Origin of the sequence: Flavobacterium sp. (genome assembly GCF_027531905.1) — a bacterium.
Lineage (GTDB): Bacteria > Bacteroidota > Bacteroidia > Flavobacteriales > Flavobacteriaceae > Flavobacterium.
Genome location: NZ_JAPZSU010000001.1, coordinates 18,189 through 43,640, shown reverse-complemented (window position 1 = coordinate 43,640; position 25,452 = coordinate 18,189). Strand labels below are relative to the sequence as shown.

The window sequence follows — 25,452 nt, the reverse complement described above, 5'->3', positions numbered from 1 at the left end:
GTTATGCTAACATAGTTACTGGGTTTTCTATGTATTGTTTTAATGTTTGTAAAAACTGAGCGCCTGTCGCTCCATCAATAGTTCTATGGTCACATGCTAACGATAACATCATAGTGTTACCAACTACAATTTGTCCATTTTTCACTACAGGTTTTTCAACGATTGCTCCTACAGAAAGAATAGCTGAATTTGGTTGATTGATGATAGAGTTGAATTCAGTAATTCCAAACATACCTAAGTTAGAAATGGTAAAAGTACTTCCTTCCATTTCAGTAGGTAATAATTTTTTATTTTTTGCTCTTCCTGCTAAATCTCTTACACTTGCACCAATTTGTGATAAACTCATACCGTCAGTAAATGGTAATACAGGAACAACTAAACCATCTTCAACAGCTACTGCTACACCAATATTTACGTGATAGTTGATAGTGATAGCATCCTCTTTCCACTGTGAATTGATTTTTGGATGTTTTTTTAATGCCAAAGCACTTGCTTTAATCACCATATCGTTGAAAGAAACTTTGGTATCTGGCACAGTATTGATTACGGCTCTTGACTTCATAGCTTCGTCCATACTTACTTCAATTACCAAATTGTAATGAGGTGCTGTGAACAAAGATTCTGATAAACGTTTTGCAATAATCTTGCGCATTTGCGAATTCTTAATTTCTTCTGTTGCTACTTGTCCAGCAGGAACGTAAGGTTTTGGAGCTGCTACAGTTTCTGTCTTAGCGGCAGGAGCTTGTTGCGGAGCTGCTTGAGTAGTAGCACTTGCTTGTGGTGTAAAGTTTTCGATATCGCTTTTTGTGATACGACCATTTTCACCACTACCTTTTACTTGTGATAATTGTATTCCTTTTTCCGAAGCTAATTTTTTAGCTAAAGGGGAAGCCAATATCCTTTGTCCGTCTGCACTTGGCTCTTGAACGGTTTCAACACTTTTTTCTGTTGTTGCTGGTGCAGCTGCTGTTTCTGTTGCTACAGGTGCAGCAGTAGTTCCGCCAGCAGTAAAGCCAGCTGCTACTCCAGTAATATCAGTTCCTGCAGGTCCAATAATAGCTAAAAGACTGTCAACAGGTGCTGTATTTCCTTCTTGAATTCCTATGTAAAGTAAAGTTCCAGCATTGAAAGACTCAAACTCCATTGTAGCTTTGTCTGTTTCTATTTCAGCTAGGATATCACCTTCGGCAATAGTATCTCCGACTTTTTTTAACCAAGTAGCTACTGTACCTTCGGTCATAGTATCACTTAATCGAGGCATAGTTACTACGATTACTCCTTTTGGAAGTTCTGTAGTGGTAGTTGTTGCTGGAGTAACAGTTGCCTCTTTAGGTGCTTCTGTTGTTGCTGGTGCAGGAGGAGTAGCTCCTCCAGCAATTAATGCAGTTACATCTTCGCCTTCTGTTCCAATAATAGCAAGTAACGAGTCTACAGGTGCAGTTTCTCCTTCTGGTATTCCAATATATAAAAGTGTTCCTTCATTAAAGGATTCGAATTCCATTGTAGCTTTGTCGGTTTCGATTTCAGCTAGAATATCTCCTTCATTTATTTTGTCACCTACTTTTTTAAGCCAAGTTGCTACCGTTCCTTCCGTCATGGTGTCGCTCAAACGAGGCATTGTAATAATTGTTGCCATAATGGATTATAATTTGTGAGGGATGAATGGATAGTTTTCTTCTTCGTATACCATATCGTATAACTGTTGTAGTTCTGGGTATGGAGATTCTTCTGAGAATTTTACACACTCTTCTACTAAATCTTTTACACGTTGGTCAATCACTTCGATTTCTTCCTCTGTTGCGTATTTTTGATCCATAATTACATCTAAAACTTGAGTAATTGGATCTATTTTTTTGTATTCTTCAATTTCTTCTTTAGAACGATACAATTGAGCATCAGACATAGAATGTCCTCTGTAACGGTATGTTTTCATTTCTAAGAATGTTGGTCCGTCACCACGTCTTGCTCTTTCGATAGCTTCTGTCATAGCTTCAGCTACTTTCACTGGGTTCATTCCGTCAACAGGTCCGCAAGGCATTTCGTAACCTAAACCTAGTTTCCAAATGTCAGAGTGATTGGCCGTTCTTTCTACAGATGTTCCCATCGCATAACCGTTGTTTTCTACGATAAAAACTACTGGCAATTTCCAAAGCATAGCCATATTGAATGCCTCGTGAAGTGAACCTTGGCGGGCAGCACCGTCTCCAAAGTAAGTAAGAGTAACGCCTCCTGTATTGTTGTATTTGTCTCCAAAAGCTAAACCAGCTCCCAATGGGATTTGTCCTCCTACAATTCCATGTCCTCCGTAGAAACGGTGTTCTTTTGAGAAAATGTGCATGGATCCTCCCATACCTTTTGAAGTACCTGTAACTTTACCCATTAGTTCAGCCATTACTCTTCTTGGGTCTACACCCATTCCGATTGGTTGTACGTGGTTTCTATAGGCGGTAATCATTTTGTCTTTTGTCAAATCCATAGCATGGAGAGCTCCAGCTAAAACGGCTTCTTGACCATTGTACAAATGAAGAAAACCTCTTATTTTTTGTTGTATGTATAGAGCAGCTAGTTTGTCTTCAAACTTTCTCCAAAGAAGCATGTCTTCATACCACTTTAAATATACTTCTTTCGTAACTTCTTTCATCTGAAATAATTCTTTTGTAAGTGTTAATACTATTCGAAATGGTGTAAAATTTATTTTATTGAAGTGAGGTTTTTGAAAACCAAACTTCTAATCCAACACAAATTTGCGAAATGCAAAAATAACACATTCCGAGTAAGCAATAAAATTTAACAACCAGTTTTTATTCTGATTAGAGGAATTTTTTATTAAACATAAAAGGGAGTAGGTTTTTAAGTGAATCTGACTGGTAGATTACACCTGTTTCTCCCATGAAATAAATTTCAATAGGTTGTTCTTGTTTGATTTCATATTCGGCTATGGATTGTCTGCAAGCGCCGCATGGAGGAATAGGTTCAGTAGTAGGGTTGGTGTCCGAAGCTGCTGTAATGGCCATTTTATTTATTCTCACTCCAGGATAATTCGCTCCCGCATAAAAAATAGCTACCCGTTCTGCACAAAGACCAGATGGATAGGCGGCGTTTTCTTGATTGGATCCACAAACTATTTTGTTGTTTTCCAATAGTAAAGCGGCTCCAACCCTAAAATTAGAGTATGGTGCATAGGCATTCTTGCGAATAGTGATGGCTTCTTGCATTAAGTCTTGAATTTCTATAGGTAATTCAGTTATAGAGTCAAATTGCTTGAAGGAAGTAGTGATAGAGATTTCTTTCATTATAATGAATTTTATTGAGTAGCTATTTTTTCTTCTTCAAGAAGTTTTAGCTGTATCTTGTTTTATTATTAAGGAAAAAAAATCCAAATTTCAAGGCTGCTGCTTTTGAAATTTGGATTTTTTATCGGATCAATGCGTGTTCTAGTAATTTTCGTATTTGTCACCAAAATTAAAGGTTAAAGAAAAACGTAACGTATTTTCTAAAGGGTTTTTAACTTTTGAAGCTGAAAACAAATAGGATACATCTACTTTAACCACGTTGTATTTGAAGCCTGCTCCTAGAGAGAAGAACTTTCTTGCTCCTTTTTGGTCGCTTTCATGGAAATATCCTGTACGTAAAGAGAAAGAATCTTGGTATTCGTATTCTGCTCCTAATGCGTAAGTAACTTCTTGCAGTTCTTCGCTAAAGCCTCCAGGCGCATCACCAAAGGACTTGAATAAGCCAGAAACCCATCCTATTTTACTGTAATCGTCTGTTTTTTTTGCTGTCTCAGCTGCAGTGTCAGTACTTTCATATTGAGGGGTAGGTACCAATAACTTATTAAATTCAACATTGACACCTATTTTGTTGTATTCATCTAGAATGAAATCGAAACCACCTCCAATTTTTAAGTTAGCTGGTAGGAAATTGTTATTGAACTCATCGTTGTCATAGCTGATTTTTGGCCCCAAATTTTGAATATTAAATCCACCTCTCCATCTTCCATTGAAGTCGGAATAAGCAATTTCTTCGGATTGATAATATCCAGCAATATCTACACTAAATGTACTTGCGGCTGAAGCGTCAACATTGTCTGAGGCAACTTTTAAATTGGAACGGATATATCTACCTCCTACGGCCATTGAGAAATGATCGCTCAATTGTAGGGCGTAAGATCCATCTAAAGCAAATTCGTTAGGGGAAACTAATCTTGGGACATCATTGGCATTTTCTCGTAGTTCGATTTCTCCAAGACCAAAGTACCTGATACTCCCTGCAAATGCACTTCTTTCATTGAAGCGGTTGTAATAAGTTACCTGTCCTAGTGAAATATCATTTACGATATCAGTAAGGTAGGGTGTGTAACTTACAGAAAATCCTTGTTTGTCTGTAGCAAATGCGTATTTTGCTGGATTCCATTGTTGTGAGTAGGTGTCTGGAGAAGTCGCCACTCCAATGTCTCCCATGCCAGCTGCTCTTGCATCGGCAGCAATTTGTAAAAAAGGAACTCCTGTTGTAATCGTTCTTTCTTGAGCAAATGTATTGGAGGTCACAAAGCCGATAAAAAGTAGAATAAATTTCTTCATTATTTTATTAAAATCATTAAACAAATATAGTATTAAATTAAAGGATAACCAATTTTTCTATTTTTTCAGCTTTTTTATTATTTAAAGATGATTTGACAGTTAATCGGTAGACGTACACCCCTTTTCCTAGTCGGTCACCAAAATCATCTCTTCCATCCCATTTAATTTCTCTCGACAAAAAACCTTCTGTAGTTATGATTTGGTTTTTAGTCCAAACCAATTTTCCTGTAATTGTCATGACTTGCACTTGTACTTCTAAGGGTTCAAACGGTCTGTTGTGAGTGAACCAAAATTCGGTATAGTTTACAAATGGGTTAGGATAATTCAAAACGTTTGTTAGCGTTATGGATTCATTTCCTACTACCAAAAACTGTATTTCACTAATTACGGGGTTATTATAAACATCCCAAGCTTTAATGGTTATCGTATGAAGGCCTATTGAGAGATTTCTAAAAGGGAATTTAATAGTTCCGGAGGTGAAATCATCTAGTTGGGTTTCATAATAATCATTTAAGATAAATGGATTGCTTTCGTCTCCGTCTAAAATAGCAACAATATCATGTCCAATTCCGCTGGCGGTATTAATTCCGTTTTCGTCTTCTAATTTTGCTATTAATATAGGAGACTGATTGGTTGTTCCGCCTGAGACAAAATTTTCATCGTTCATATATAACTTCACTTTCGGACTAATATTGTCTGCAATTGCATTTTCATTAATTCCTCCTATTTTAATAGATGTGTTTTGTCCGGTTTGATTTTCAAGAGCATTGTCTTTTTTTGCATAAAAACTAATTCTTCCATTTCCAATAGGAATACGAATGTCTCTTGGTACCACAAAACTAAATTCAAACTGACCATTTTTTACGGTAGCGTTTCCTCTAAAGATGGTTTCTCCTAAAACTTTAAACGAAATGCTGGGACTGTTTCCGTCATTGTTAATCGTATTTCTGGTAACTGATTTGTCAGTAATTAGAGTTGCTATTGTTCCATTGTAGTTAGGTAATAAATTGTTGTTTTCATCTGTTACTTCACCAGAGAGCTTGATTTTTGCTAGTGACTTAAAATCATCAATTGGTTGTGAAATCGAAACATCATTCACTTTGGTTAGGTTGATTTTGGGTTTGGCAATGGCGAGTTGTAATGCAGGGTCACCAATAAAAATTACAACGTTTGTAGAGGAATTGGGATTTGTGTTTTTTGAAATTCGTAATGCTTCTGCCATCGAAACGTAGGTGTTAGTGCCAAATGATAATAAATTTTTGGTTAATAATGGATTGAAATTCTCGGCACTAAATTGTCCTATAGAACGAATTGTAGTTATCATGGCTATAGCGCCTCCTTTTGGATTCCAATACGTGTATTCGCCTGCTGTAGGACGCAATGGGTTGTCGAATCTGGAAAACTCACAAGTAATGGTTACAAAAAGTGGATATTTGAATGGATTGTTTAAGTTTTGGCTATCTGATTTTTCCCAAATACGTTCAACAGCTAGTCCGTCTTCGCCACCATGCCCTAAGTAATTGAAAACCAAAGCGCCTTTTTCGAAAGCATTAAATAAATCAGTTCTAGCTTTTGGATAACGAAATCCTCCAGCCGATGCTTCTTGTATATAGGAGTCAAGTAAAATTTTGGACACATTAAGGAATGGTTTTTCGTTTGAGATTAAATCCCCTAAATTGTTTTGTTTTTCCTGTAATGACGCGTCTGAGGTAACATCTGAGTCATCTGCAACAAGCACAAAGTTGTTTCTCCAGTTGCCGAAAGATTTTGAATCGTGGTAGTCAATTACTTTTTGAACCATTTCCTCCGCTTGTTTGGTATCGTTCACAATCATTCGGCCTACAGCGATATCAACGCCCCCAAAGGTATTGGCGATATTACCTTCATTAGGATCCATTAATCCAAAAAAATCATCTGAGGCAAAAGAAGATTCTCCGGTAGTATTACTTCTTAAGGAGTGATAAATAGGAACGATATTGCTATTATTGTTGATTCTGTTTTTGTAATCGTAGGAAGCATCTCCAAAAAGGTTGACATATTTTACTCTTTTTTCTGGAGCAGAAGCATTGTCGTAAATGTACTTGATGCAATTTCGGATGGCTCCAATATCTTGTTTTCCGGAGGCAAATTCGTGATAAATTAATTCGATAGGAATCACTTTTACATTCAAATTGGAATAATTTCTGTGGAAAGTAGCCAGTTTTTCGGCTTGATTACTCAAAAAACTAGGAGCAATAATTACATAGTCAATGTCTTCAAATTGTCCTTGATTGTTTTTGAAAATGGTTCCTTTTATATTTTGGTTAGCGACTTTTGCTTTTTTAGAAACTGTTGGAGTCAGAAAATCATTAGCATCTAGAGCGATATATTTTTTGATTTCACCCAAATTGGCTTTAAAACTAAATTTTGGTTGGTTGCTATTTTCAATTTTCTGAATAGCATTGAGTTGCGTGACATCCCATACTTGAGTTATTGTTGTCGCATTAGCTATTGAGTATTCTACAATGCCATTCGTTGAAAAAGCAGCGTCATATTGAAAATGAAATTGTTTGCCATAACCAACTAGTTTTCTTTTGGCAATCACTTTTATATAATCTAAATAGCCAATGGCATTTGGAACGCCTCCGTTGTTGTAAGTGTATTTTATTTTATTTTTTTCTAAGCCAATGAATGAAGCGGTGTTGGAAAGATTGCCCGTGTAAAAAGAGATTCCAGAATTATTGCTAAGCGGAGGAAAGTTTATGGTTCCGATAGGTGAATTGTTTGCCGAAACAATGAATGAACTTGCGGTAAAGGCAGCAGAAGCGGTTTCGGTACTGATTTTTACAGGTATTGTTGCATCAATATTAGGAAATTCAAAATCAAATTCTTGTTCGTTGTTGATGTCAAATTTTTCTCCAAACCATTGGCGTCCTAATTGCCCGATATTGATTTGGTCCAATTCATGAAATTGAGTATCGTCAAAAGTTGATAAGTTTAGGGTTGGACTGCCTGAAGGTTGGTTAGCAGTTTGAATTCTTTTTCCTGCGCCTCCATCAGTGGTGATGTAATAATAGGATTGATCTTCGTATAGGTTGTTAAAAGTTTTACTTTCGGTATTCCAAGTGTCAGTGCCTTCTCCATAAAAAAGGATGTAATCCTCATTGTTAAAGGTTCCATCGTTTTCACCAATTATTTGGATAGGTGTTTCTTCAAGGTCTAGTGGATATGAATTAGTGTTGGTTAGCGGTATCATTTTTCCGCCATTGCCAAATATTTTAATGTTTCTTGGGTTTAATGAATTTGCGGGTAGTCCTAATTGTTGTAAAAAACTTCTAGATATTTTGTAAACTCCCGATTTTTGTATTTGAAATTGATACCAATTGCCAGAAGCTAAGACTGAATTGCTTAAGGATTTGACTATCGTAGTCTTGTTTTGATTGGTTGTTCGATTCGAGTTTGATGGGATTGAATATGAAAATGAAGTTATTTTTTTAAAGCCAAAGCCATCTTTTATAATTGGAGAAAGGGTTAAAAATGTAACGGTTAAGTCTCTTGATGTGCTTAAATGGATAGTTTCATTTGGAGTTGTCGGAATGTTTGATGCAGATAAATCACCAAGCTCTTTATTGTTTATATTTTCATAAGTAATATTCGTTAAGCTAATCTTGTCATTGGCTAAATAACCATTGATTAATGTACTAAAAAGAACGACTTTATTTATAGGGTCATACTGAAAATTTGTGCTATTGAATGAAGGTATACGAACGCTATACTCTCCCATATTCATTGGTTTTGTTGGATTCCAATTAATTACAATGGTGCCATTATGCTGCGCTAAGACCAAAAAAGGCGATAGTAGTAACAGCCAAGTAACTATTTTTTTTTTCATTGGGTTTGTATCGAACTTAATTTAGTACATATTTTAATGGGTAAAAATAATTTAATTACTTTAGGTTTTAACAATAAAAAATATATTTTTGCGTTGGTATACAGGGGTCGGATAAAATTAATTTAGCCCCTTTAAAATTATTAAATTTTGGTGTTGTAGGTAAAAGGTTAATTGTTATATTGCGCCACCAAATTATGACCTATTAATAGTATGAAAGTAAAGAAAATTTTGAACTTAAAATTGATTGTTTCAATTTTATTGATTGCAGGATTAGCTAGTTGTAGTAAGAAGTCTAGCTCTAGTAATGCTTCAAGAGCAACTGGATGGAACTTAGATCGTCAGAAAAATGTTGCTGCAAAAAATAAAAATCAAGCTGGCCCTGGTTTGGTTTTCGTAGAAGGAGGAACTTTTACTATGGGTAGAGTCCAAGATGATGTAATGCATGATTGGAACAACTCTCCAACGCAACAACACGTTCAATCCTTTTATATGGATGAAACCGAGGTGACTAATTCTATGTACTTAGAGTATCTAGAATGGTTGAAAAAAGTTTTTCCACCAACAGAAGAAAATTACAAAAACATTTACGAAGGAGCTTCTCCTGATACTTTAGTTTGGAGAAATCGATTAGGATATAATGAAACGATGACTAATAATTATTTGAGACATCCTTCTTATGCTGAATATCCTGTTGTAGGCGTAAATTGGATTCAAGCCAATGAGTTCGCAAAATGGAGAACAGAACGTGTTAACGAAAGTATGCTTGAAAAAGCTGGATTTTTAAAGAAAAATGCTAAAACAAATGATGTTTCTGCTGAAAATACATTCAGTTCTGAGACGTATTTAGCTTCACCAACTTCAGTTTATGGAGGAAATGAAGAAATTGTTCTTAAAGAAAGATCCAAAAGAAAACCAGCCAAAGCTGGAAAAGACGGTAAAGTGGCAGAGCAAAAAAATGTTTATGCACAACGTTCTTCGGGTATTTTATTGCCTGAGTACCGTTTGCCTACCGAAGCGGAATGGGAGTATGCTGCTGCTGCCGATGTAGGACAAAGAGAATACAATATTTATAAAGGTCAAAAGAAATACCCTTGGTCTGGTAGTTATACTCGTTCTGGTAAACGTGTTGGTAGAGGTGATCAATTAGCCAATTTCAAACAAGGAAATGGTGATTATGGTGGAATAGCAGGTTGGTCTGATGACGGAGCTGACATTACTAATCAAGTAAAAAAATATCCAGCCAATGATTTTGGTTTATATGATATGGCAGGAAACGTTGCTGAATGGGTTGCTGATGTGTATCGCCCTATTATTGATAACGAATGGAATGACTTCAACTATTTTAGAGGAAATTTGTATACCAAAAACAAAATTGGTAAAGATGGTAAAATTGAGATTGTTACCACTAAAACTATTGAATACGATACGTTAAGTAATGGTAAAATTGTTGCAAGAGCTTATCCAGGCCAAATTGCACAGGTACCTGTTGATGAAAATGAAACTTATTTAAGACAAAACTTTGATAAGAGTAATAACATCAACTACAGAGACGGTGACAAACAATCTACTCGTTTTTATGATTTTGGTAACTCAGGTGACGAAACTAAGAAAGATAAAGATGCGCACAAAATGTACAACTCACCTAAGCACAATGTAGCTGTAGATAGTTTAGGGAAAATGTCTAGAAAATATGATTCTTCAAGTAAAAGAACAACTTTGATTAATGATGAAGTTCGTGTTTTCAAAGGAGGATCTTGGAGAGATAGAGCGTATTGGTTAGATCCAGCTCAAAGAAGATATTTGCCACAAGATATGGCAACAGATTATATTGGTTTTAGATGTGCAATGTCTAGTGTTGGACCAAAAGCACAAAAAAGAAAATCACCAAGAAATTAATTTACTTTAGTATACTTATAATAAAAGCCCTTTGATTAGGGCTTTTATTGTTTTAATTCTATTTATTATGGATATAGCTAGCATTCATAACCTATTTTTACAATGTGATTCTGTTTCTATTGACACACGTAAAATTTTACCTAACTCATTATTTGTAGCTATTAAAGGCGAAAATTTTGATGCCAATACATTTGCAGAGGAGGCTCTCTCTAAAGGAGCTAAATACGTTATAATTGACAATTCTGATTATTACATTGATGAGAGAACGATTTTGGTAAAAGATAGTTTGTCGGCACTACAACAATTGGCGCAATATCATAGAAATTATCTCAAAATTCCTATTATTGCTTTGACAGGGAGCAATGGCAAAACAACTACCAAAGAACTAATTCACGCCGTTCTTTCCAAAAAATTCAATACAAAGGCAACAGTTGGTAATTTAAACAATCATATTGGCGTGCCTTTGACTTTACTTTCGTTTACTAAAGAAACAGAAATAGGAGTAGTTGAAATGGGAGCAAATCACCAAAAAGAAATCGAATTTCTTTGTCAACTAGCCACTCCTGATTATGGTTACATTACTAATTTTGGGAAGGCTCATTTAGAAGGTTTTGGCGGCGTTGAAGGAGTAATAAAAGGAAAGAGTGAGATGTATACTTATTTGTCTCTTGGAAATAAAACCACTTTTATAAATCTTGAGGATCCCATCCAAGTAGAAAAATCAAAAGAGCTTTCTTCTTATACTTTTGGAGTGAACAAGTCAGAAGCTGATAGTAATATTACTTCTGTTGAAGCAAATCCTTTTGTAGCTATTACTTATCAAGGTCTTTCAATTGTTACTCATTTGATAGGTTTGTATAATGCCAATAACATCAACGCGGCACTCGCTATTGGAACTTTTTTTAAAGTACCTTTTGCATTGATTAAAGAGGCTTTAGAACAATATATTCCTGAGAACAATCGCTCGCAAATGGTTGTCAAAGGTTCTAATTCTATAGTATTAGATGCTTATAACGCGAATCCGAGTAGTATGGCTGTTGCTATTGATAACTTTATTCAATTGGAAAAACCTAACAAAATAATGGTTTTAGGGGATATGTTTGAACTAGGAGAAGAAAGTTTGTTCGAACACCAACAGTTGGTTCAACGTCTATCTGGAGTTCCTGACGTACGTTGTTTTTTTATTGGAAATGCTTTTTTTGATTGTGCGGTTGTCCAGGATAATTTTCATTTTTATGCAACATTTGATGCATTTTCGGATTATTTGATTCATCATCCTTTTTTCGATGCTACCTTATTGATAAAAGGCTCTAGAGGCATGGCTTTAGAACGAACTTTACATTTTTTATAACAAAAACGCAACTGTAAAAAGTTGCGTTTTTTGTGGGGTTAAATTTTCATTAGAAAGCCAATTAGATTTTCTTTTTTGTTCAATTCTAGTTTTTTGCGTAGTCGGTATCTCGCTAATTCTACGCCACCGTTAGATATGTTCATGATTTCTGCTATTTCTTTGGTAGACATATTCATTAAGAGATAAGTGGCTAAATCTAATTCTCTTGGAGTGATTGTTGGATATTGATCTTTTAATCTCTTTAAGAAATCAAAATGTACATTTTTGATATGTTTTTCTAAATCCTTCCAGCTTTTATCCGAATGTACCTCTTTTACGATACTCTTTTGGAGTTTGGTAAATTGTGTTTTCAAGGTGTCATCCAAGTTATCATGATTGATTTCTTTTAGTTTATGGATTATACCATTGAGTGTTTTGTTCTTTTTTACTACTTGGAGCGAGTTGTTAACCAGCTCTTTGTCTTTGGCTAAGATTTTTATTTTTAGTTGGTCATTTTTTAATTTTTCTATTTCTTTCTCTAATAAATATTGTTCTTGTCGAATTTTTGATTCTTTTTCTAAATACAATCGTCTCTGTTCAATGGTCTCGTAATATTTATTTTTTCTGATTTTTGCTTTTACGGTTTTTTGAACGTAAAGTATCGCTGCAATTGCTGCAATTAAATATAGCAGGTAAGCAAAAAAGTGACGGTACCAAGGCGGCATCACGATAAACCTTATCGTGGCTTCTTTTGATTGCACGCCATAACTGTTTCTGACTTTTACTTTCATCACATAACTTCCTTCACTTAAATTGGTGTATTCTTTGGTAAACATTCTAGACCAAGGACTCCATTTTTCGTCAAAACCATCAAGTTGATAGGAGAATTCTACATTGTCTAAGTTTTCATACGTAGGTGACGAAAAGGAGAATTGCACATGATTTGAGGAATAGGGGAGTGTGTATTTTGTGGTAGTTTCTTGTCCGTTTCCTAAAAGCAATGTGTCTTTTTGGAAGGAAAAATTTCTAATAAAAGCTTTTGGGATTGTTACAAAACTATTCGCCTGTTCGGGGTTGTAATGTGCTAATCCATCGGTTAATCCGATGAAAACATTTTTTTTATCAATTGCATTGATAGAAAGATAGTCGCTCACGAGCTCGCCAGTAAGATTAGAGAATGGTGCTACACAATTGTGATAGCGATTGTTCTGTTTTTGTAACATGCCCAAACCTTGTCCGTAAGTGTACCAAATGTTACCTAATTGATCTTCATAAACTAAATTCACCAAGGGGATTTTTTGAAAAAGCTTGCTTAAGGTTTTGTCTTCATAAAACTGTTCCTGCTCGTTTGAATATTTAAAGAAATGATTTTTGGTTTGAAAATAAACTTTGTTGTTTATTCGCTGAATACTTCCAATTCCTGAATATCGTTGCATAATTACCTTATGAATTTTAATTTTCGCATAGCTTTTTAAGTCTTGTGATAAAGTCATTTGATACAAAAGGCCATCCTTTTTTAGCCATATTGTTTCTGGGTCTATTTCAAAAAAGATCGATGAATGATCAAAGCCCGATATTTGATGGCGATACATCCAATTACTTCCTTTTTTTTCAAACAAAGCAAAGCCATTATAATTAGATCCAATCATAAAATTGCCTTTTCCTGGGATTTTTTTGAAACCAAAATATCCTTTAGTATCCAAAATTTGGTGCACGCGATCTCCTTGAATTACCATAGCACCATTATTGTTTCCGCATAATAATTGATTATCTATGACTTGAATGTTCCAAGACTGTCCCGTTGTTCCTTCTACTAATTTGAAGACATCTTCTTTGAAGTTTTGATTCCAACTGTGATAAAAGACACCTCTATTCGTAGCAACATAGAGATTTTGATTATAAACGATAGAAGCATACACCGTACTGATGTCATAACTAAATCCAAAATAAGTAAATGGTGAGTTCTCGTTAACAAAAGCAATTCCGTTGTCTAGTCCTAGCCAAATATTGTTTTTGTTGTCTATAAAGGAGGTTAAAACGGTGTTGTTTTGTAATCCTTTCTTATGGTTGATATGTTGAATGATTTTTCCATTGGTGTCGCAAACGATTATTCCATTTAAAACCGTGTTAATTACTATGAATTTGTTTTTAATCGCAATTCCCCCTAAAGAGCTATTTTTTTTGACAAAAGCATTGGTTTCGGTATTCCAAGGTTGTAATAAGCCATTGGAATAGGTAAACAAACCTTTATTCAAGGTGCAAATTAGAAGTTTTTGATTTGGCAAAGGAATAATGCTCCAAACTTCGGTTGTATTAAGTTGTTTGGTTCCAGGTAAAGTATAGAGCGTATTGTTTTTGTATTCCAATAAGCCATTGGCGATATCTTGTAGGTACAATCTTCCGTTGACTAAAAATGAGAATTGGAAACGTTTGGGGGCATTTATTGTTTGAACGGTATTATTTTTTAAATAAAAAGCTTTAGAAAAGCCTTGAAAAACGACACCTTTGTTAAACAAATGTATTTTCCAAACAAAATCAATGGTTTTGATTTTTGTTTTGGGCACTAAATAGGTTAGGGAACGATAGACTAATTTTCCTTTTTCATTGGGTTCAAAATAACCAAATTCGTTATATCCTCCAACATAAATTTTTCCACTGGGATCTATTTTTAAACAGCGAATGGCATCTGCATTGCTCATTTTATAGTTGCGCCAAGTCGTTCCATCAAATTGAAATAAGCCATTGTTGTTGGCAAAATAAAGATTTCCATTTTTATCTTGATCGATGTTCCAATTTTGAGTGCCCCCTTTGTAGTCGGCTCGGGTGTAATTTTTAATATCAGGAAGCCCTATATTTTTTACTTGAGCAAAAAGCATTGAAATGAAGAAGAGAAGAACAAATGAATAGGTTTTTTTTTGGAAGTTGTTCATCATAAAACAAAGGGACTGAAAATTTGATAATTAAACGAAAACGTTTTCTTTTTGTTTGAAAAATGTCTTAAAATAAAGGCTTTTATTGTTTAAATTTTGTTAAAGCCTCAAAAACATTCTTGTTTACACAAATGTAGTGTTTCTTTTAGTTTTTGTAATTTTTTAAAACAATACTAATTGCAATTTAAAATACTGAAAATGAATATTTTGTATTTTTTTTGATAAGTTTTTGTAAAGTTTATTTTTACTCATTGATGTGTTTTTGTATGGATTTTTAAATATGAATTTAAAGAAATAACCTGTAGTATTGCGAGAAAATACAAATTAATTAACCAAAATTTTTAGAAAAATGAAATTTACAAAAACACTTATTTTTTGTTTTTCGTCACTCTTGTTTTCCTTATTCGGCTTTGCTCAAGATGCCATAGTAAAAGGAAAAGTAGTAGACGAAAATGGGCTTTTGGTTCCTGGAGCAACTGTTGCTGTAAAGGGATCAAAAGTGGCAACTACTACAGATTATGATGGTAGCTTTACAGTTAAAGCTCCATCGAACGGTACGCTAGTTGTTAGTTTTATTGGTTACAACACAATTCAAGAATTGATTAACGGTAGAACCGAAATTGATTTTAAATTAAAAACACAATCACAGGATCTACATGAAGTAGTTGTTGTGGGGTATGGAACACAAAAGAAAAGTGTTGTTACTGGAGCTATCTCAAGTATCAAAGCTAAAGATTTGGAGAGTTTGCCATTAACTCGTGTGGAGCAAGCTTTGCAAGGAAGAAGTTCAGGTTTGACTATTGCGGCCAATTCTGGACAACCCGGTTCATCAGCTACTATTCGAGTTAGGGGTATTACCACTTTTGGAAACAACGAACCGCTTTGGGTTGTTGATGGAGTAGTGGTCGATGCAGGAGGAATTGGTTATTTGAATCAATCTGATATCGCATCTATAGAGGTGCTAAAAGATGCTGCTTCTCAGGCAATTTATGGAGCTAGAGCTGCAACTGGGGTAATTTTGGTGACTACCAAAAAAGGAAAATCAGGCAAAATGAGTGTGAGCTACACAGGTTATACGGGAGTTTCGTCACCAGCTAGAAAATTAGGCTTATTAAATGCTACACAATATGCTACATTGAATAACGAAGCACATGCAGCAGCGAATCAGTCTATTTTGTTCCCTAATCCTAATGCACTAGGAAAAGGAACCGATTGGCAAGATGCAATCTTTAATGATAATGCTCAAAGAGTGGGTCATGAAATTAGCTTAACAGGAGGTAATGATGTGTCGACTTATTTTGTTTCGTTCGGTCTATTAGATCAAGAAGGAATTGTAGCCACAGATATCTCAAATTATATCCGTAAAAACATTCGTTTGAACTCTACCCACAAAATTGCAAAAGGCATCACTTTTGGACAAACTTTAGGCTATTCAAGAGAGAAAAATGTTGGGATTGGAAACACCAATAGCGAATTTGGAGGGCCTTTAAGTTCAGCTATCAATTTAGATCCAATTACTCCCTTAGTGGTTACAGATCCTCTTGTTGCAGGTGCTGCACCTTATACTAATAATGGAATCTTTAGAGACAAAAATGGAAATCCTTATGGCATTTCAAATTATGTTGGACAAGAAATGACCAATCCATTGGCTTATATTCAAACTAGATTAGGCAATTATAGTTGGTCAGATAATTTTGTTGGGAACGCTTATCTTGAAATTGAGCCTATCAAAGGTTTAAAAGTAAGAAGTACACTTGGAGGTAAATTGGCTTATTGGGGTGATGAGAGTTTTACACCGGTTTCTTATTTGAATTCATCAACTATCAATTTGAAAAACAATATTTTCAGAAGTACCAATAAGGGTTTTGGATGGAATATCGAAAACACCGCTTCTTACAGTACTAAAATTAACAAACACAGTTTTAGCGTTTTGTTGGGACAAGGTGCGTATGTGGATAACATTACCAGCGGACATGGTGTAACATATTTCAACATTCCGGTAACTAGTTACAAAGATGCTTCTTTCAATTTTAGTATACCACAAGATCAGATTGATGCTTATGCTTACACTGGCAATAATCATGTGGTGACATCTATTTTTTCTAGATTGAATTATGATTACAACGAAAAATACTTGGTAACGGGTATTATTAGAAGAGACGGATCATCACGTTTTGGATCTAATAACAAATATGGAACTTTCCCTTCATTTTCATTAGGATGGGTAGTCTCTAAAGAAGAGTTCTGGAAAGAAAATGACATCGTGAACTTACTTAAGTTTAGAGGGGGTTATGGTGTTACAGGTAATGATGCAATTGGCGATTTTAGATATTTAGCCACTATTGGCGGAGGAAGAAATTACACCTTCGGAAATGCTGGTTCAGTAACTGTAGGTAATAGTCCAAACGCACCTTCTAATCCAGATTTGAAATGGGAAGAAACAAGTCAGTTGAACGTTGGTTTTGAAACGCGTTTGTTTAATGATTTCAATTTAGGATTTGATTTGTATACTAAAAAGACAACAGGAATTCTTCAAGACGTGACCCTTCCAGGTTATGTAGGATCAACTGGAAGTCCAGTAGGTAACGTGGCTGATATGACCAACAAAGGTTTTGATGTAGAGTTAGGTTACAAAAAACAAATAGGTGAGTTATCTATTTCTGCAAACGCCAATGTATCATATGTGAAAAATGAAGTGACTTATTTAGGAAACGGAATTAATTTCTTATCAGGTGGAGTAGGGTTCCAATCTAGCACTTATCCTATCACAAGAACACAAGTAGGCCAAGCTGTAAATTCATTCTTTGGATTCCAAACGGATGGTATTTTTCAAAATCAAGCCGAAGTTAATGCCTATACCAACAGTTCAGGACAATTAATTCAACCAGGAGCAGTTCCAGGAGATTTTCGTTGGAAAGATGTTAACGGTGATGGAACAATCACTGCTGATGACCGAACTTTCATTGGAAATCCATTACCAGATTTTACTTTTGGTTTTACCCTTAATTTAGAATACAAAAACTTCGACTTATTAGTTTTTGGACAAGGTGTAGCTGGAAATCAAATTTTCCAAGGATTGCGCAGATTAGATATTGCTAATGCCAATTATCAAACCGAAGCTTTGGGGCGTTGGACAGGAGAAGGTTCATCAAATACTTTCCCAAGATTAACAACAAACGATACGAATAAAAACTTCAATAATCCTTCTGATTTTTATTTAGAAGATGGTGATTATTTTCGATTCAAAACCATACAATTTGGGTATTCTTTACCAAGCAACATACTCGAAAAAGTTAGCATTGCTAAAGCTAGAGTGTATTTGACAGGTGAAAACTTATTCACTTTTACTAAATATTCTGGATACGATCCTGAGATTGGTGGTGGTGTAATGGGAATTGACAGAGGTTTTTATCCTCAGGCCAAAACATTTATGTTGGGAGTTAATTTACAATTTTAATAAAACGTAAAATCATGAAACTAAGAAATTTAAAATATACTATCCATGCGTTTGCCCTACTATTTGTGGCCGCGTCATGTAGTGATGAGTTTTTAGAAGTAGAACCAAAAGGAACTGCTTTAGAAGAAAACTATTATGTAAACGAAGCCGAAGCCTATTCTGGACTTGTAGCTGTTTATGATGTACTAGGCAAACAATCTGGAGGTTTTGAAAATATGGTATGTATGATGAATGCAGGTTCTGATGATCATTATGCTGGTGGAGGTGGAGCTACGGACGGAAACGGTATGCAATCTTTTTCAGATTATTCTATTAGTCAAGTAACCATTCCAGGAAGTTTTTGGAATAATTTTTATCAAGGAATATTTAGAGCCAATACGTTATTAATAAAATTGCCAAATGTTCCTATGCCCGATGCTCAAAAAGCAAGATTTACTGCTGAAACGAAAGCCTTGCGTGCCTACTACTATTTTGAGTTAGTGCGTTTATTCAAAAACATTCCATTGATTACGGCCCCAATCCCTACCAGTGAAGTTTATAACGTAGTACAAGCAAAACCTGAAGATGTGTACGCACAAATCGAAAAAGATTTGAAAGAAGCCATTCCTAATTTGCCTAATACCATTATTAACCCTACTACAGAATCTGGACGTTTTACTAAAGGTGCTATTAAAGCATTACTTGGAAAAGTGTATTTGTACCAAGGCAAAAATGCTTTGGCGGCTGCTGAATTGGCTGAAGTAAATGGAACACCTGGAGGAACAAGTCCTTTTGGGTATAAATTATTGACTAAATATTCTGATTTATGGGTAATTAGTAACAAATTCAATTCAGAGGCAATTATCGAAGTGTCTCATACCAACAAAAGTAATTCTGGTTGGGGTAACTGGGGCTCAGGTTCTGATGAAGGAAATTCTATTAACGTAATGGTTGGACCTAGAGGATATTCTAGACCAGCTAACTCTACAGCACCCGATTATGCTGCGGGTTGGAGTTTCAATCCAATCACTGTTGATTTGTATAATGCCTTAAAAAACGACCCTCGTTTTAGTGCAACCATTGTTGATATGAAAGATTTGAAAGCTCAAGGTCTTGCCGACTATTCTCCAGGATATAAAGACACAGGGTACTTTATCAAAAAGTTCATGCCTACTACTGCCGATGTAACTACTGGTGGTGGGGATGCAGTTTTGAACTACAAACAAAACGTTTATGTAATGCGTTTGGCTGACACTTACTTGATGGAAGCTGAAGCTTTGGGCGGAACAGGAACTAGAGCTCAAGCGCTTCTTGATGCCGTTCGTGCTAGAGTTGGTTTACAATCTGTCCCAGTTTCAATAAATGCAATTATGGCTGAAAGAAGATTAGAATTGGCTTGCGAAGGGCACCGTTGGTTCGACTTAGTTCGTACAGGAAGAGCAGCAGCTGTTTTAGCAAGTAGAGGTTTTGTTGCTGGTAAAAACGAAATCTGGCCTATTCCGTTGAAGGAATTAGAGAACACCAAACTGGTTCAAAATCCAAATTATTAATCGTAAATCAAAAAATATGTTTGTAAATATAATTTCAAAAAGAGCCATTTACTTATTCTTTGCTTTTGCATCAGTAAGTACTTTGCTAAGCTGTCAACCTGATGACGCAATTGATGGAAACGGATTGACCGATGCTAATGTAGACGCTTCATTTACCATTACACCAGTAGAGGGTGCAGTCAATACTTATAAGCTAGAAGCACAAACCCAAAATGTTATCGCCTCAAAATGGAATATTGGCGATGGAGTGTATTCTGGAAAAATGACTGAGAAAATTTCGCTTCCAGATGCAGGAACCTACAAGATCACACATATTGCTGTAGGAAGAGGTGGAGCCGAAAATGCCATGACCAAAGAAATTGTAGTAACCACTTCAGACCCACTAAAAGGGAATTTGGTAAAAGGGGGCAATTTCGCCACTGCTGCCGATCACGCACAATGGAGCAGTTCTAATTTGAGTCCTTCTGGCGCTGCCAAATGGAACTTCAAACCCGGAAGCGCTACCATCAACTCTAATGGTGGTTGGGCTCAAGAAGCCATTTATCAAGCTATCGATGTGGTAAAAGATAAAGAATACACCATAGATATGCTAGTTTCTTCAAACAATGGTTCGAACGAAACTTGGTTCGAAGTGTATGCTGGAACTACAGTACCAGCTTCAGGTGTAGAATACAAAGACAACAAAGTGATGGGATTAAGTACTTGGGACGGTTGTGCAAAAGCCGCTTTCTCTGGGAAACTATCAGTTGTGGGCTGTGTAAAAAATGCCGCTGGAGTTATTTCGAACACTGTAAAATTTAGTCAAACCGGAAAAATATATCTAGTGATTCGCTGCGGCGGAAACACATTTACTCCAAGTGGAATTACCATTTCCAAAGTGGAGTTTAGAGGAAAATAAGATTGTTTAAGTTAGTTGAGTTAAGTTTTGAGTTTTGTTGTTAATAGCCCATTCTCATCTTGATTATGGGCTATTTTTTAAAAAAGTACGTAACTTACATAATTAATTATCAGTCATTTAAAATAAAATTGAATAAAATGAAAAAATCGGCTATATCTCTATTCTGTTTGCTTCTTATGGGAACCCTTTTTGCACAACAAAAGGAAAGCAAAGGAAAACAAGCGTTTACAACAGCTGGAAAAAAAGTAACCGTTTACACCACAGTAGCCAATACCGACTTGCGATTAAGCCCGACAGCTCATTTGGTTTTTGCAAAAGCAGCGCAACCGCTAGAAACAGAAATATCTATTTTTGTTGAGCCCCAAAGAAAATTCCAATCCTTGATTGGAATTGGTGGTGCCATAACGGATGCTAGTGCCGAAGTGTTTGCCAAGTTGTCAAAAGAAAAACAACAAGAATTTTTAACTGCTTACTACGATACACAAAAAGGCATAGGCTATTCATTGCTAAGAACAACAATTCATAGCTCTGATTTTAGCAGTGGAAGCTATACTTATATCGAAGAAGGCGATAAGGATTTGAAAACATTTTCTATTGACCACGACAAACAATTCCGAATCCCAATGATTAAGCAAGCCACTCAAGCTGCAGGCGGAAAAATAGTAACCTACGTTTCTCCTTGGAGCCCACCAGCCTTTATGAAAAGCAACAAACAAATGCTAAAAGGCGGAACACTCTTGCCAGACTATTACCAAGCTTGGGCGAATTATTACGCCAAGTTTATCAAAGCCTACGAAAAAGAAGGAATGCCTATTTGGGGATTGACCATTCAAAACGAACCTATGGCAGTACAAACTTGGGAATCTTGTGTTTTCTCTGCCGAAGACGAAAGAGACTTCTTGAAAAACTACCTAGGACCTTCTCTAAAAAAAGAAGGACTAGGCAACAAAAAAATCATTGTTTGGGACCACAACCGCGATTTGATGAACCAAAGAGCCAATGTGATTTTTACCGACCCCGAAGCCTCTAAGTACGCTTGGGGAATGGGATTTCACTGGTACGAAACTTGGGCAGGAGGCGCGCCAATGTATGACAATGTAGCCAAAGTGCACGAAGCTTTTCCAGACAAAAACCTCATTTTTACCGAGGGTTGTATCGAAAAATTCGACGCCCAAAAATACCAGTTTTGGCCAAATGCCGAACGATATGGAGCTTCAATGATACATGATTTTAACAACGGAACCGTAGCTTGGACCGATTGGAATATTCTCCTCGACGAAAAAGGAGGGCCTAATCACGTGGGGAATTTTTGCTTCGCGCCCATCCATGCCGACTCTCAATCGGGAGCCTTAATCTACACGCCGTCTTATTATTACATTGGTCATTTTGCCAAATTCATTCGCCCTCAAGCGCGCAGAGTGGCCACCGCTTCTAGTCGCAGTAATCTACTCAGCACCTCTTTTCAAAATGCAGATGGCTCCATGGTCACCGTCGTCATGAACCAAAGCGACAAAGAAGTCACCTACAATTTGATGATTGCTTCCGAGAAAACCGTAGCTACAATACCGCCACATAGCATTCAGACCTTGCTGTATTAATATCAGCAAAAACAGGAATAGGAAAAAAAGGAGCGAAACCAATGTCATTAAGTTAAGGGTTAAATGATAAAATGATTGCTGATTTTTGATTAACGATTTTTGATTGCTGATGTATAAGATACTGAAAATCATTTAATTTTTATTCACTTGTTCCAAAATCTAAATTCGTTAATCTTCAATCTAAAATCTCTTAACTTAATGACATTGGGAGCGAAACATCAGGCAGTACCAGTAGGCAACGTTCCCGCCATCCTTCCTAAGCAGCTGAGCCGAACCCCGGCTCAGCTGCTTATCCCTCCTGTCGGGGCTAGGCAGCCATCAATTGTGAATTTTTGGAAGCATTCACTAGCAAGCAACCTATAAAAAGAACCATCTTAATAGTATAAAACAAGGTACTACCCTAAATTGTGTGGGCAAAAACACAAGCAAAAAAAAACATATAAGGTGTGTAAGGCCATATAAGAATCATTGGCTATTTATAAATGTAGGTATATTAATTCGTTGTAGTAGAGATAGTAAGAATTGTGTAAGAAATAAGAACGGTATGTTTGTCAAACTTATATGACCTTAAATGCCTTAAATGGTTCAAAAAATGAAGTTGCTTGTGTTAGCAAAACACTACTTAAAATAGTAAAACCCACACAAATCAGGGTAGAACCAAAAACAATCATAACTATGAAATTTTATATAAAAAAAATTATACGACACTTGCTTTTTAGTTTGGCTATTGCCATGCAAATCAGTTGTTCATCCTCAAACGAAGGAGGAGATCCCACGCCAACGCCCACACCTACACCCAATCCGCCCGTTGCCAAAAACGAAGTCGATTTCTGGCTCACCAAAGGCGATCAATCCGTACGATTGGCCAAACAAAATACCGTCCTTGCTTTTGGAACCTTGCCTAATGCTTATGCTTCTATCGAAGTAAACGATGCCCAAACTTTTCAAACCATCGACGGATTTGGATATACCCTAACAGGCGGAAGTGCCGATGTCATTAACCAGCTGACTGCTAACAAGAAAAAAGAATTGTTACAAGAACTTTTTGGTACTTCAACAACTAGTATCGGCGTAAGCTACATTCGTATCAGTATTGGCGCTTCAGATTTGAATGCGGCTCCTTTCACTTACAATGACCTTCCTGCTGGCGATACCGATTTGACTTTGTCAAAATTCAGTTTGGCTCCAGATAAAAATGGCGTGATTGCAATTTTAAAAGAAATTTTAGCCATCAATCCAAACATTAAAGTTCTTGCAACACCATGGTCTGCGCCCCTTTGGATGAAAGACAAAGCCAGTTTCGTTGGAGGAAGTTTGCAAACAAAATACTATGGAGTATACGCAAACTATTTTGTAAAATACATCCAACTTATGAAAGCCGAGGGCATCACCATCGATGCGATTACGCCACAAAACGAACCTTTGCACGGTGGGAATAATCCAAGTATGGTTATGACAGCCTTAGAACAAGCCAATTTTATCAAAAACAATTTGGGCCCTGCTTTTAAAACCGCTGGAATTACCACCAAGATTATTGCTTACGACCACAATTGCGACAACATTCAATATGCCACTACCATTTTTAGTGATGCTGCTGCATCGCCATTTGTAGACGGTTCTGCGTATCATTTGTATGGTGGTGATATCAGTGCACTTTCTTCAATCTACAATGCTTATCCTACCAAGAATGTTTATTTCACAGAGCAATACACTTCTTCAGAGGGTAATTTTGGTGGGGATTTAAAATGGCATGTAAAAAATGTAATCATTGGCTCGATGCGCAATTGGAGTAAAAATGCATTAGAATGGAATTTGGCCAATGACGGTGCTTTCGGACCACATACAAATGGTGGTTGTTCAACTTGCAAAGGTGCTTTGACAATAAATTCTAGTGAATCTTTCGATCGCAATGTAGCCTATTATATCATTGCTCATGCTTCTAAATTTATTCCTGCGGGTTCCGTTCGAATTGGAAGTAACGTAGTAGGAAACTTAAACAATGTGGCGTTCAAAACACCAGCAGGTAAAAAAGTTCTGATTGTAGAAAACGATGGCAATTCCAACGAAATATTTAATATTAAAAACAACGGAAAATGGGTAACCATCACGCTTGATGCGGGTGCAGTAGCCACATTTGTTTGGTAGGCTATACATTCATTGATTTGCAAGATGCTGCGATAACGCTTTTACAAATCTTTTTTTAAATTAAAAAAAAATGAACTAACGATGAAAACACATCTTTTTAATACCAAAATAGGCTTTGTTTTAGGCTTGTTTTTATTGGTTTTTCTTTCTTGTAGTGGCTCGGGTAGCGGTTCTGAGGAACCTGTTATTCCTACGCCTTTCAATCTTTCGGTTACCGCAACTATTGTGGGTGCCGATGCGCAAAACCCTGCTGGTGACGGAAGCGGAAAAGTTAATTTTAAAATTAATGCCACCAATGCTACTTCATACAAACTATTGATAGAAGGCAAAGTGATTGATGTAACCACTACCGACTATGCTTATGTTTTTAAAACTGTAGGCACGAATAGTTATACCATTTTAGCTTCGGCTTATAATGGTGCGCAGTACATCAATACGACTATTTCGGTAACGGTAAAAGTTGAATCAAAATTAGTTTGGTCTGATGAGTTCAACGTAAACGGAGCTCCTGATCCTTCAAAATGGAACACTCAAGTTTGGGATCCAGGGCACGTAAACAATGAGTTGCAATCGTATACGAATCGTTCTAAAAATCTAATCGTTGAAAATGGCGTTTTAAAAGTTACGGCTTATAGAGAAGATTATGGTAAAGGTAAGTTTACTTCAGGCAGAATCGAGAGCAATGGCAAGTTTGAATTTACCTATGGAACGATTGTCATTAGAGCAAAAGTACCAGTTGGAGTGGGAACTTGGCCAGCAGTTTGGATGCTTGGCGCCAATATTGGAACAGTAGGATGGCCAGCTTGTGGCGAAATAGACATTCTAGAATCGGTTGGAAAGAATTTGGATCAAAATCATTCGTCACTGCATTCGCCTGGACGTTCTGGAGCGACTCCTGATACTGGAATCATAAAAGTTCCAAACAGCAGTACCGAGTTTCATATTTACAAAGCCAATTGGTCTGCTTCCGAAATCAAATTTTATGTAGATGATGTGTTGTTTTATACGTTTCAAAATTCAGATAAATTTCCATTCAATAAAAATTTCTACTTGATTGTCAATCTGGCAATGGGAGGTGTTTGGGGTGGAGATGTAGATCCTAATTTTACTTCCTCTACTTTCGAAATTGACTATATTAGAGTTTACAATTAATTTGATAGAGAGATTAAAATAAAATGAACCACACTTCGATACCTCAGTGCAGGCTAGAATCATAGA

The 25,452-nt window shown here is 36.2% G+C and carries 14 protein-coding genes; 8 read left to right on the top strand and 6 right to left on the bottom strand.

Features of this window, described 5'->3' with window-relative positions:
- Window position 1: 1 nt before the first annotated feature.
- The 5 genes from O9307_RS00145 to porU form a co-directional block, all read right to left on the bottom strand.
- On the bottom strand, window positions 2-1,636 hold the full coding sequence (locus O9307_RS00145; RefSeq protein ID WP_298293909.1) for a pyruvate dehydrogenase complex dihydrolipoamide acetyltransferase: 1,635 nt from the start codon (window positions 1,634-1,636) through the stop codon (window positions 2-4).
- A gap of 6 nt (window positions 1,637-1,642) precedes the next feature.
- Window positions 1,643-2,641, bottom strand: coding sequence for a pyruvate dehydrogenase (acetyl-transferring) E1 component subunit alpha (gene pdhA / locus O9307_RS00140; protein ID WP_298293906.1), 999 nt, complete (start codon window positions 2,639-2,641; stop codon window positions 1,643-1,645).
- A gap of 169 nt (window positions 2,642-2,810) precedes the next feature.
- Window positions 2,811-3,293 (bottom strand): cytidine deaminase, encoded by a 483-nt coding sequence (cdd, locus tag O9307_RS00135; RefSeq protein WP_298293903.1) that lies wholly within the window; start codon window positions 3,291-3,293, stop codon window positions 2,811-2,813.
- Between the two features lie 141 nt (window positions 3,294-3,434).
- On the bottom strand, window positions 3,435-4,580 hold the full coding sequence (gene porV, locus O9307_RS00130) for a type IX secretion system outer membrane channel protein PorV (protein WP_298293900.1): 1,146 nt from the start codon (window positions 4,578-4,580) through the stop codon (window positions 3,435-3,437).
- Window positions 4,581-4,617: 37 nt separating this feature from the next.
- Window positions 4,618-8,451 carry a type IX secretion system sortase PorU gene (gene porU / locus O9307_RS00125; protein WP_298293898.1) on the bottom strand — a complete coding sequence of 1,278 codons (3,834 nt, stop codon included), beginning with the start codon at window positions 8,449-8,451 and terminating at the stop codon, window positions 4,618-4,620.
- 210 nt (window positions 8,452-8,661) lie between these two features.
- Here porU and gldJ point away from each other — a divergent pair, with 210 nt between their 5' ends.
- Window positions 8,662-10,347 carry a gliding motility lipoprotein GldJ gene (gene gldJ, locus O9307_RS00120; protein ID WP_298293894.1) on the top strand — a complete coding sequence of 562 codons (1,686 nt, stop codon included), beginning with the start codon at window positions 8,662-8,664 and terminating at the stop codon, window positions 10,345-10,347.
- Between the two features lie 67 nt (window positions 10,348-10,414).
- Window positions 10,415-11,698 carry a UDP-N-acetylmuramoyl-tripeptide--D-alanyl-D-alanine ligase gene (murF, locus tag O9307_RS00115; RefSeq protein ID WP_298293891.1) on the top strand — a complete coding sequence of 428 codons (1,284 nt, stop codon included), beginning with the start codon at window positions 10,415-10,417 and terminating at the stop codon, window positions 11,696-11,698.
- A gap of 38 nt (window positions 11,699-11,736) precedes the next feature.
- Here the strand turns inward: murF and O9307_RS00110 are convergent, their stop codons facing one another.
- Entirely contained in the window at window positions 11,737-14,610 is a 2,874-nt protein-coding gene (locus tag O9307_RS00110; protein ID WP_298293888.1) for a triple tyrosine motif-containing protein, read from the bottom strand.
- 346 nt (window positions 14,611-14,956) lie between these two features.
- On the opposite strand from O9307_RS00110, the gene O9307_RS00105 reads away from it, so the two are divergent.
- From O9307_RS00105 to O9307_RS00080, 6 genes are all read left to right on the top strand, one after another.
- Complete coding sequence (locus tag O9307_RS00105; protein ID WP_298293886.1) at window positions 14,957-18,064, top strand: TonB-dependent receptor; 3,108 nt, start codon at window positions 14,957-14,959, stop codon at window positions 18,062-18,064.
- Window positions 18,065-18,078: 14 nt separating this feature from the next.
- Window positions 18,079-19,593, top strand: coding sequence for a RagB/SusD family nutrient uptake outer membrane protein (locus O9307_RS00100; RefSeq protein ID WP_298293884.1), 1,515 nt, complete (start codon window positions 18,079-18,081; stop codon window positions 19,591-19,593).
- A gap of 16 nt (window positions 19,594-19,609) precedes the next feature.
- The gene (locus tag O9307_RS00095; RefSeq protein WP_298293881.1) at window positions 19,610-20,491 is read left to right on the top strand and encodes a hypothetical protein; all 882 of its coding nucleotides are present in this window, start codon (window positions 19,610-19,612) and stop codon (window positions 20,489-20,491) included.
- A 137-nt stretch (window positions 20,492-20,628) separates the two neighbouring features.
- Window positions 20,629-22,089, top strand: coding sequence for a glycoside hydrolase family 30 beta sandwich domain-containing protein (locus O9307_RS00090; RefSeq protein ID WP_298293878.1), 1,461 nt, complete (start codon window positions 20,629-20,631; stop codon window positions 22,087-22,089).
- A 675-nt stretch (window positions 22,090-22,764) separates the two neighbouring features.
- On the top strand, window positions 22,765-24,234 hold the full coding sequence (locus tag O9307_RS00085; protein WP_298293875.1) for a glycoside hydrolase family 30 beta sandwich domain-containing protein: 1,470 nt from the start codon (window positions 22,765-22,767) through the stop codon (window positions 24,232-24,234).
- 81 nt (window positions 24,235-24,315) lie between these two features.
- A complete protein-coding gene (locus tag O9307_RS00080) occupies window positions 24,316-25,386 on the top strand; it encodes a glycoside hydrolase family 16 protein (protein ID WP_298293872.1) in 1,071 nt (356 codons plus the stop codon).
- Window positions 25,387-25,452 lie beyond the last annotated feature (66 nt).

Coding starts and splice junctions, on each gene's coding strand:
- O9307_RS00145 (WP_298293909.1), bottom strand. CDS start 1,636: ATGGCAACAATTATTACAATGCCTCGTTTGAGCGACACCATGACGGAA.
- pdhA (WP_298293906.1), bottom strand. CDS start 2,641: ATGAAAGAAGTTACGAAAGAAGTATATTTAAAGTGGTATGAAGACATG.
- cdd (WP_298293903.1), bottom strand. CDS start 3,293: ATGAAAGAAATCTCTATCACTACTTCCTTCAAGCAATTTGACTCTATA.
- porV (WP_298293900.1), bottom strand. CDS start 4,580: ATGAAGAAATTTATTCTACTTTTTATCGGCTTTGTGACCTCCAATACA.
- porU (WP_298293898.1), bottom strand. CDS start 8,451: ATGAAAAAAAAAATAGTTACTTGGCTGTTACTACTATCGCCTTTTTTG.
- gldJ (WP_298293894.1), top strand. CDS start 8,662: ATGAAAGTAAAGAAAATTTTGAACTTAAAATTGATTGTTTCAATTTTA.
- murF (WP_298293891.1), top strand. CDS start 10,415: ATGGATATAGCTAGCATTCATAACCTATTTTTACAATGTGATTCTGTT.
- O9307_RS00110 (WP_298293888.1), bottom strand. CDS start 14,610: ATGATGAACAACTTCCAAAAAAAAACCTATTCATTTGTTCTTCTCTTC.
- O9307_RS00105 (WP_298293886.1), top strand. CDS start 14,957: ATGAAATTTACAAAAACACTTATTTTTTGTTTTTCGTCACTCTTGTTT.
- O9307_RS00100 (WP_298293884.1), top strand. CDS start 18,079: ATGAAACTAAGAAATTTAAAATATACTATCCATGCGTTTGCCCTACTA.
- O9307_RS00095 (WP_298293881.1), top strand. CDS start 19,610: ATGTTTGTAAATATAATTTCAAAAAGAGCCATTTACTTATTCTTTGCT.
- O9307_RS00090 (WP_298293878.1), top strand. CDS start 20,629: ATGAAAAAATCGGCTATATCTCTATTCTGTTTGCTTCTTATGGGAACC.
- O9307_RS00085 (WP_298293875.1), top strand. CDS start 22,765: ATGAAATTTTATATAAAAAAAATTATACGACACTTGCTTTTTAGTTTG.
- O9307_RS00080 (WP_298293872.1), top strand. CDS start 24,316: ATGAAAACACATCTTTTTAATACCAAAATAGGCTTTGTTTTAGGCTTG.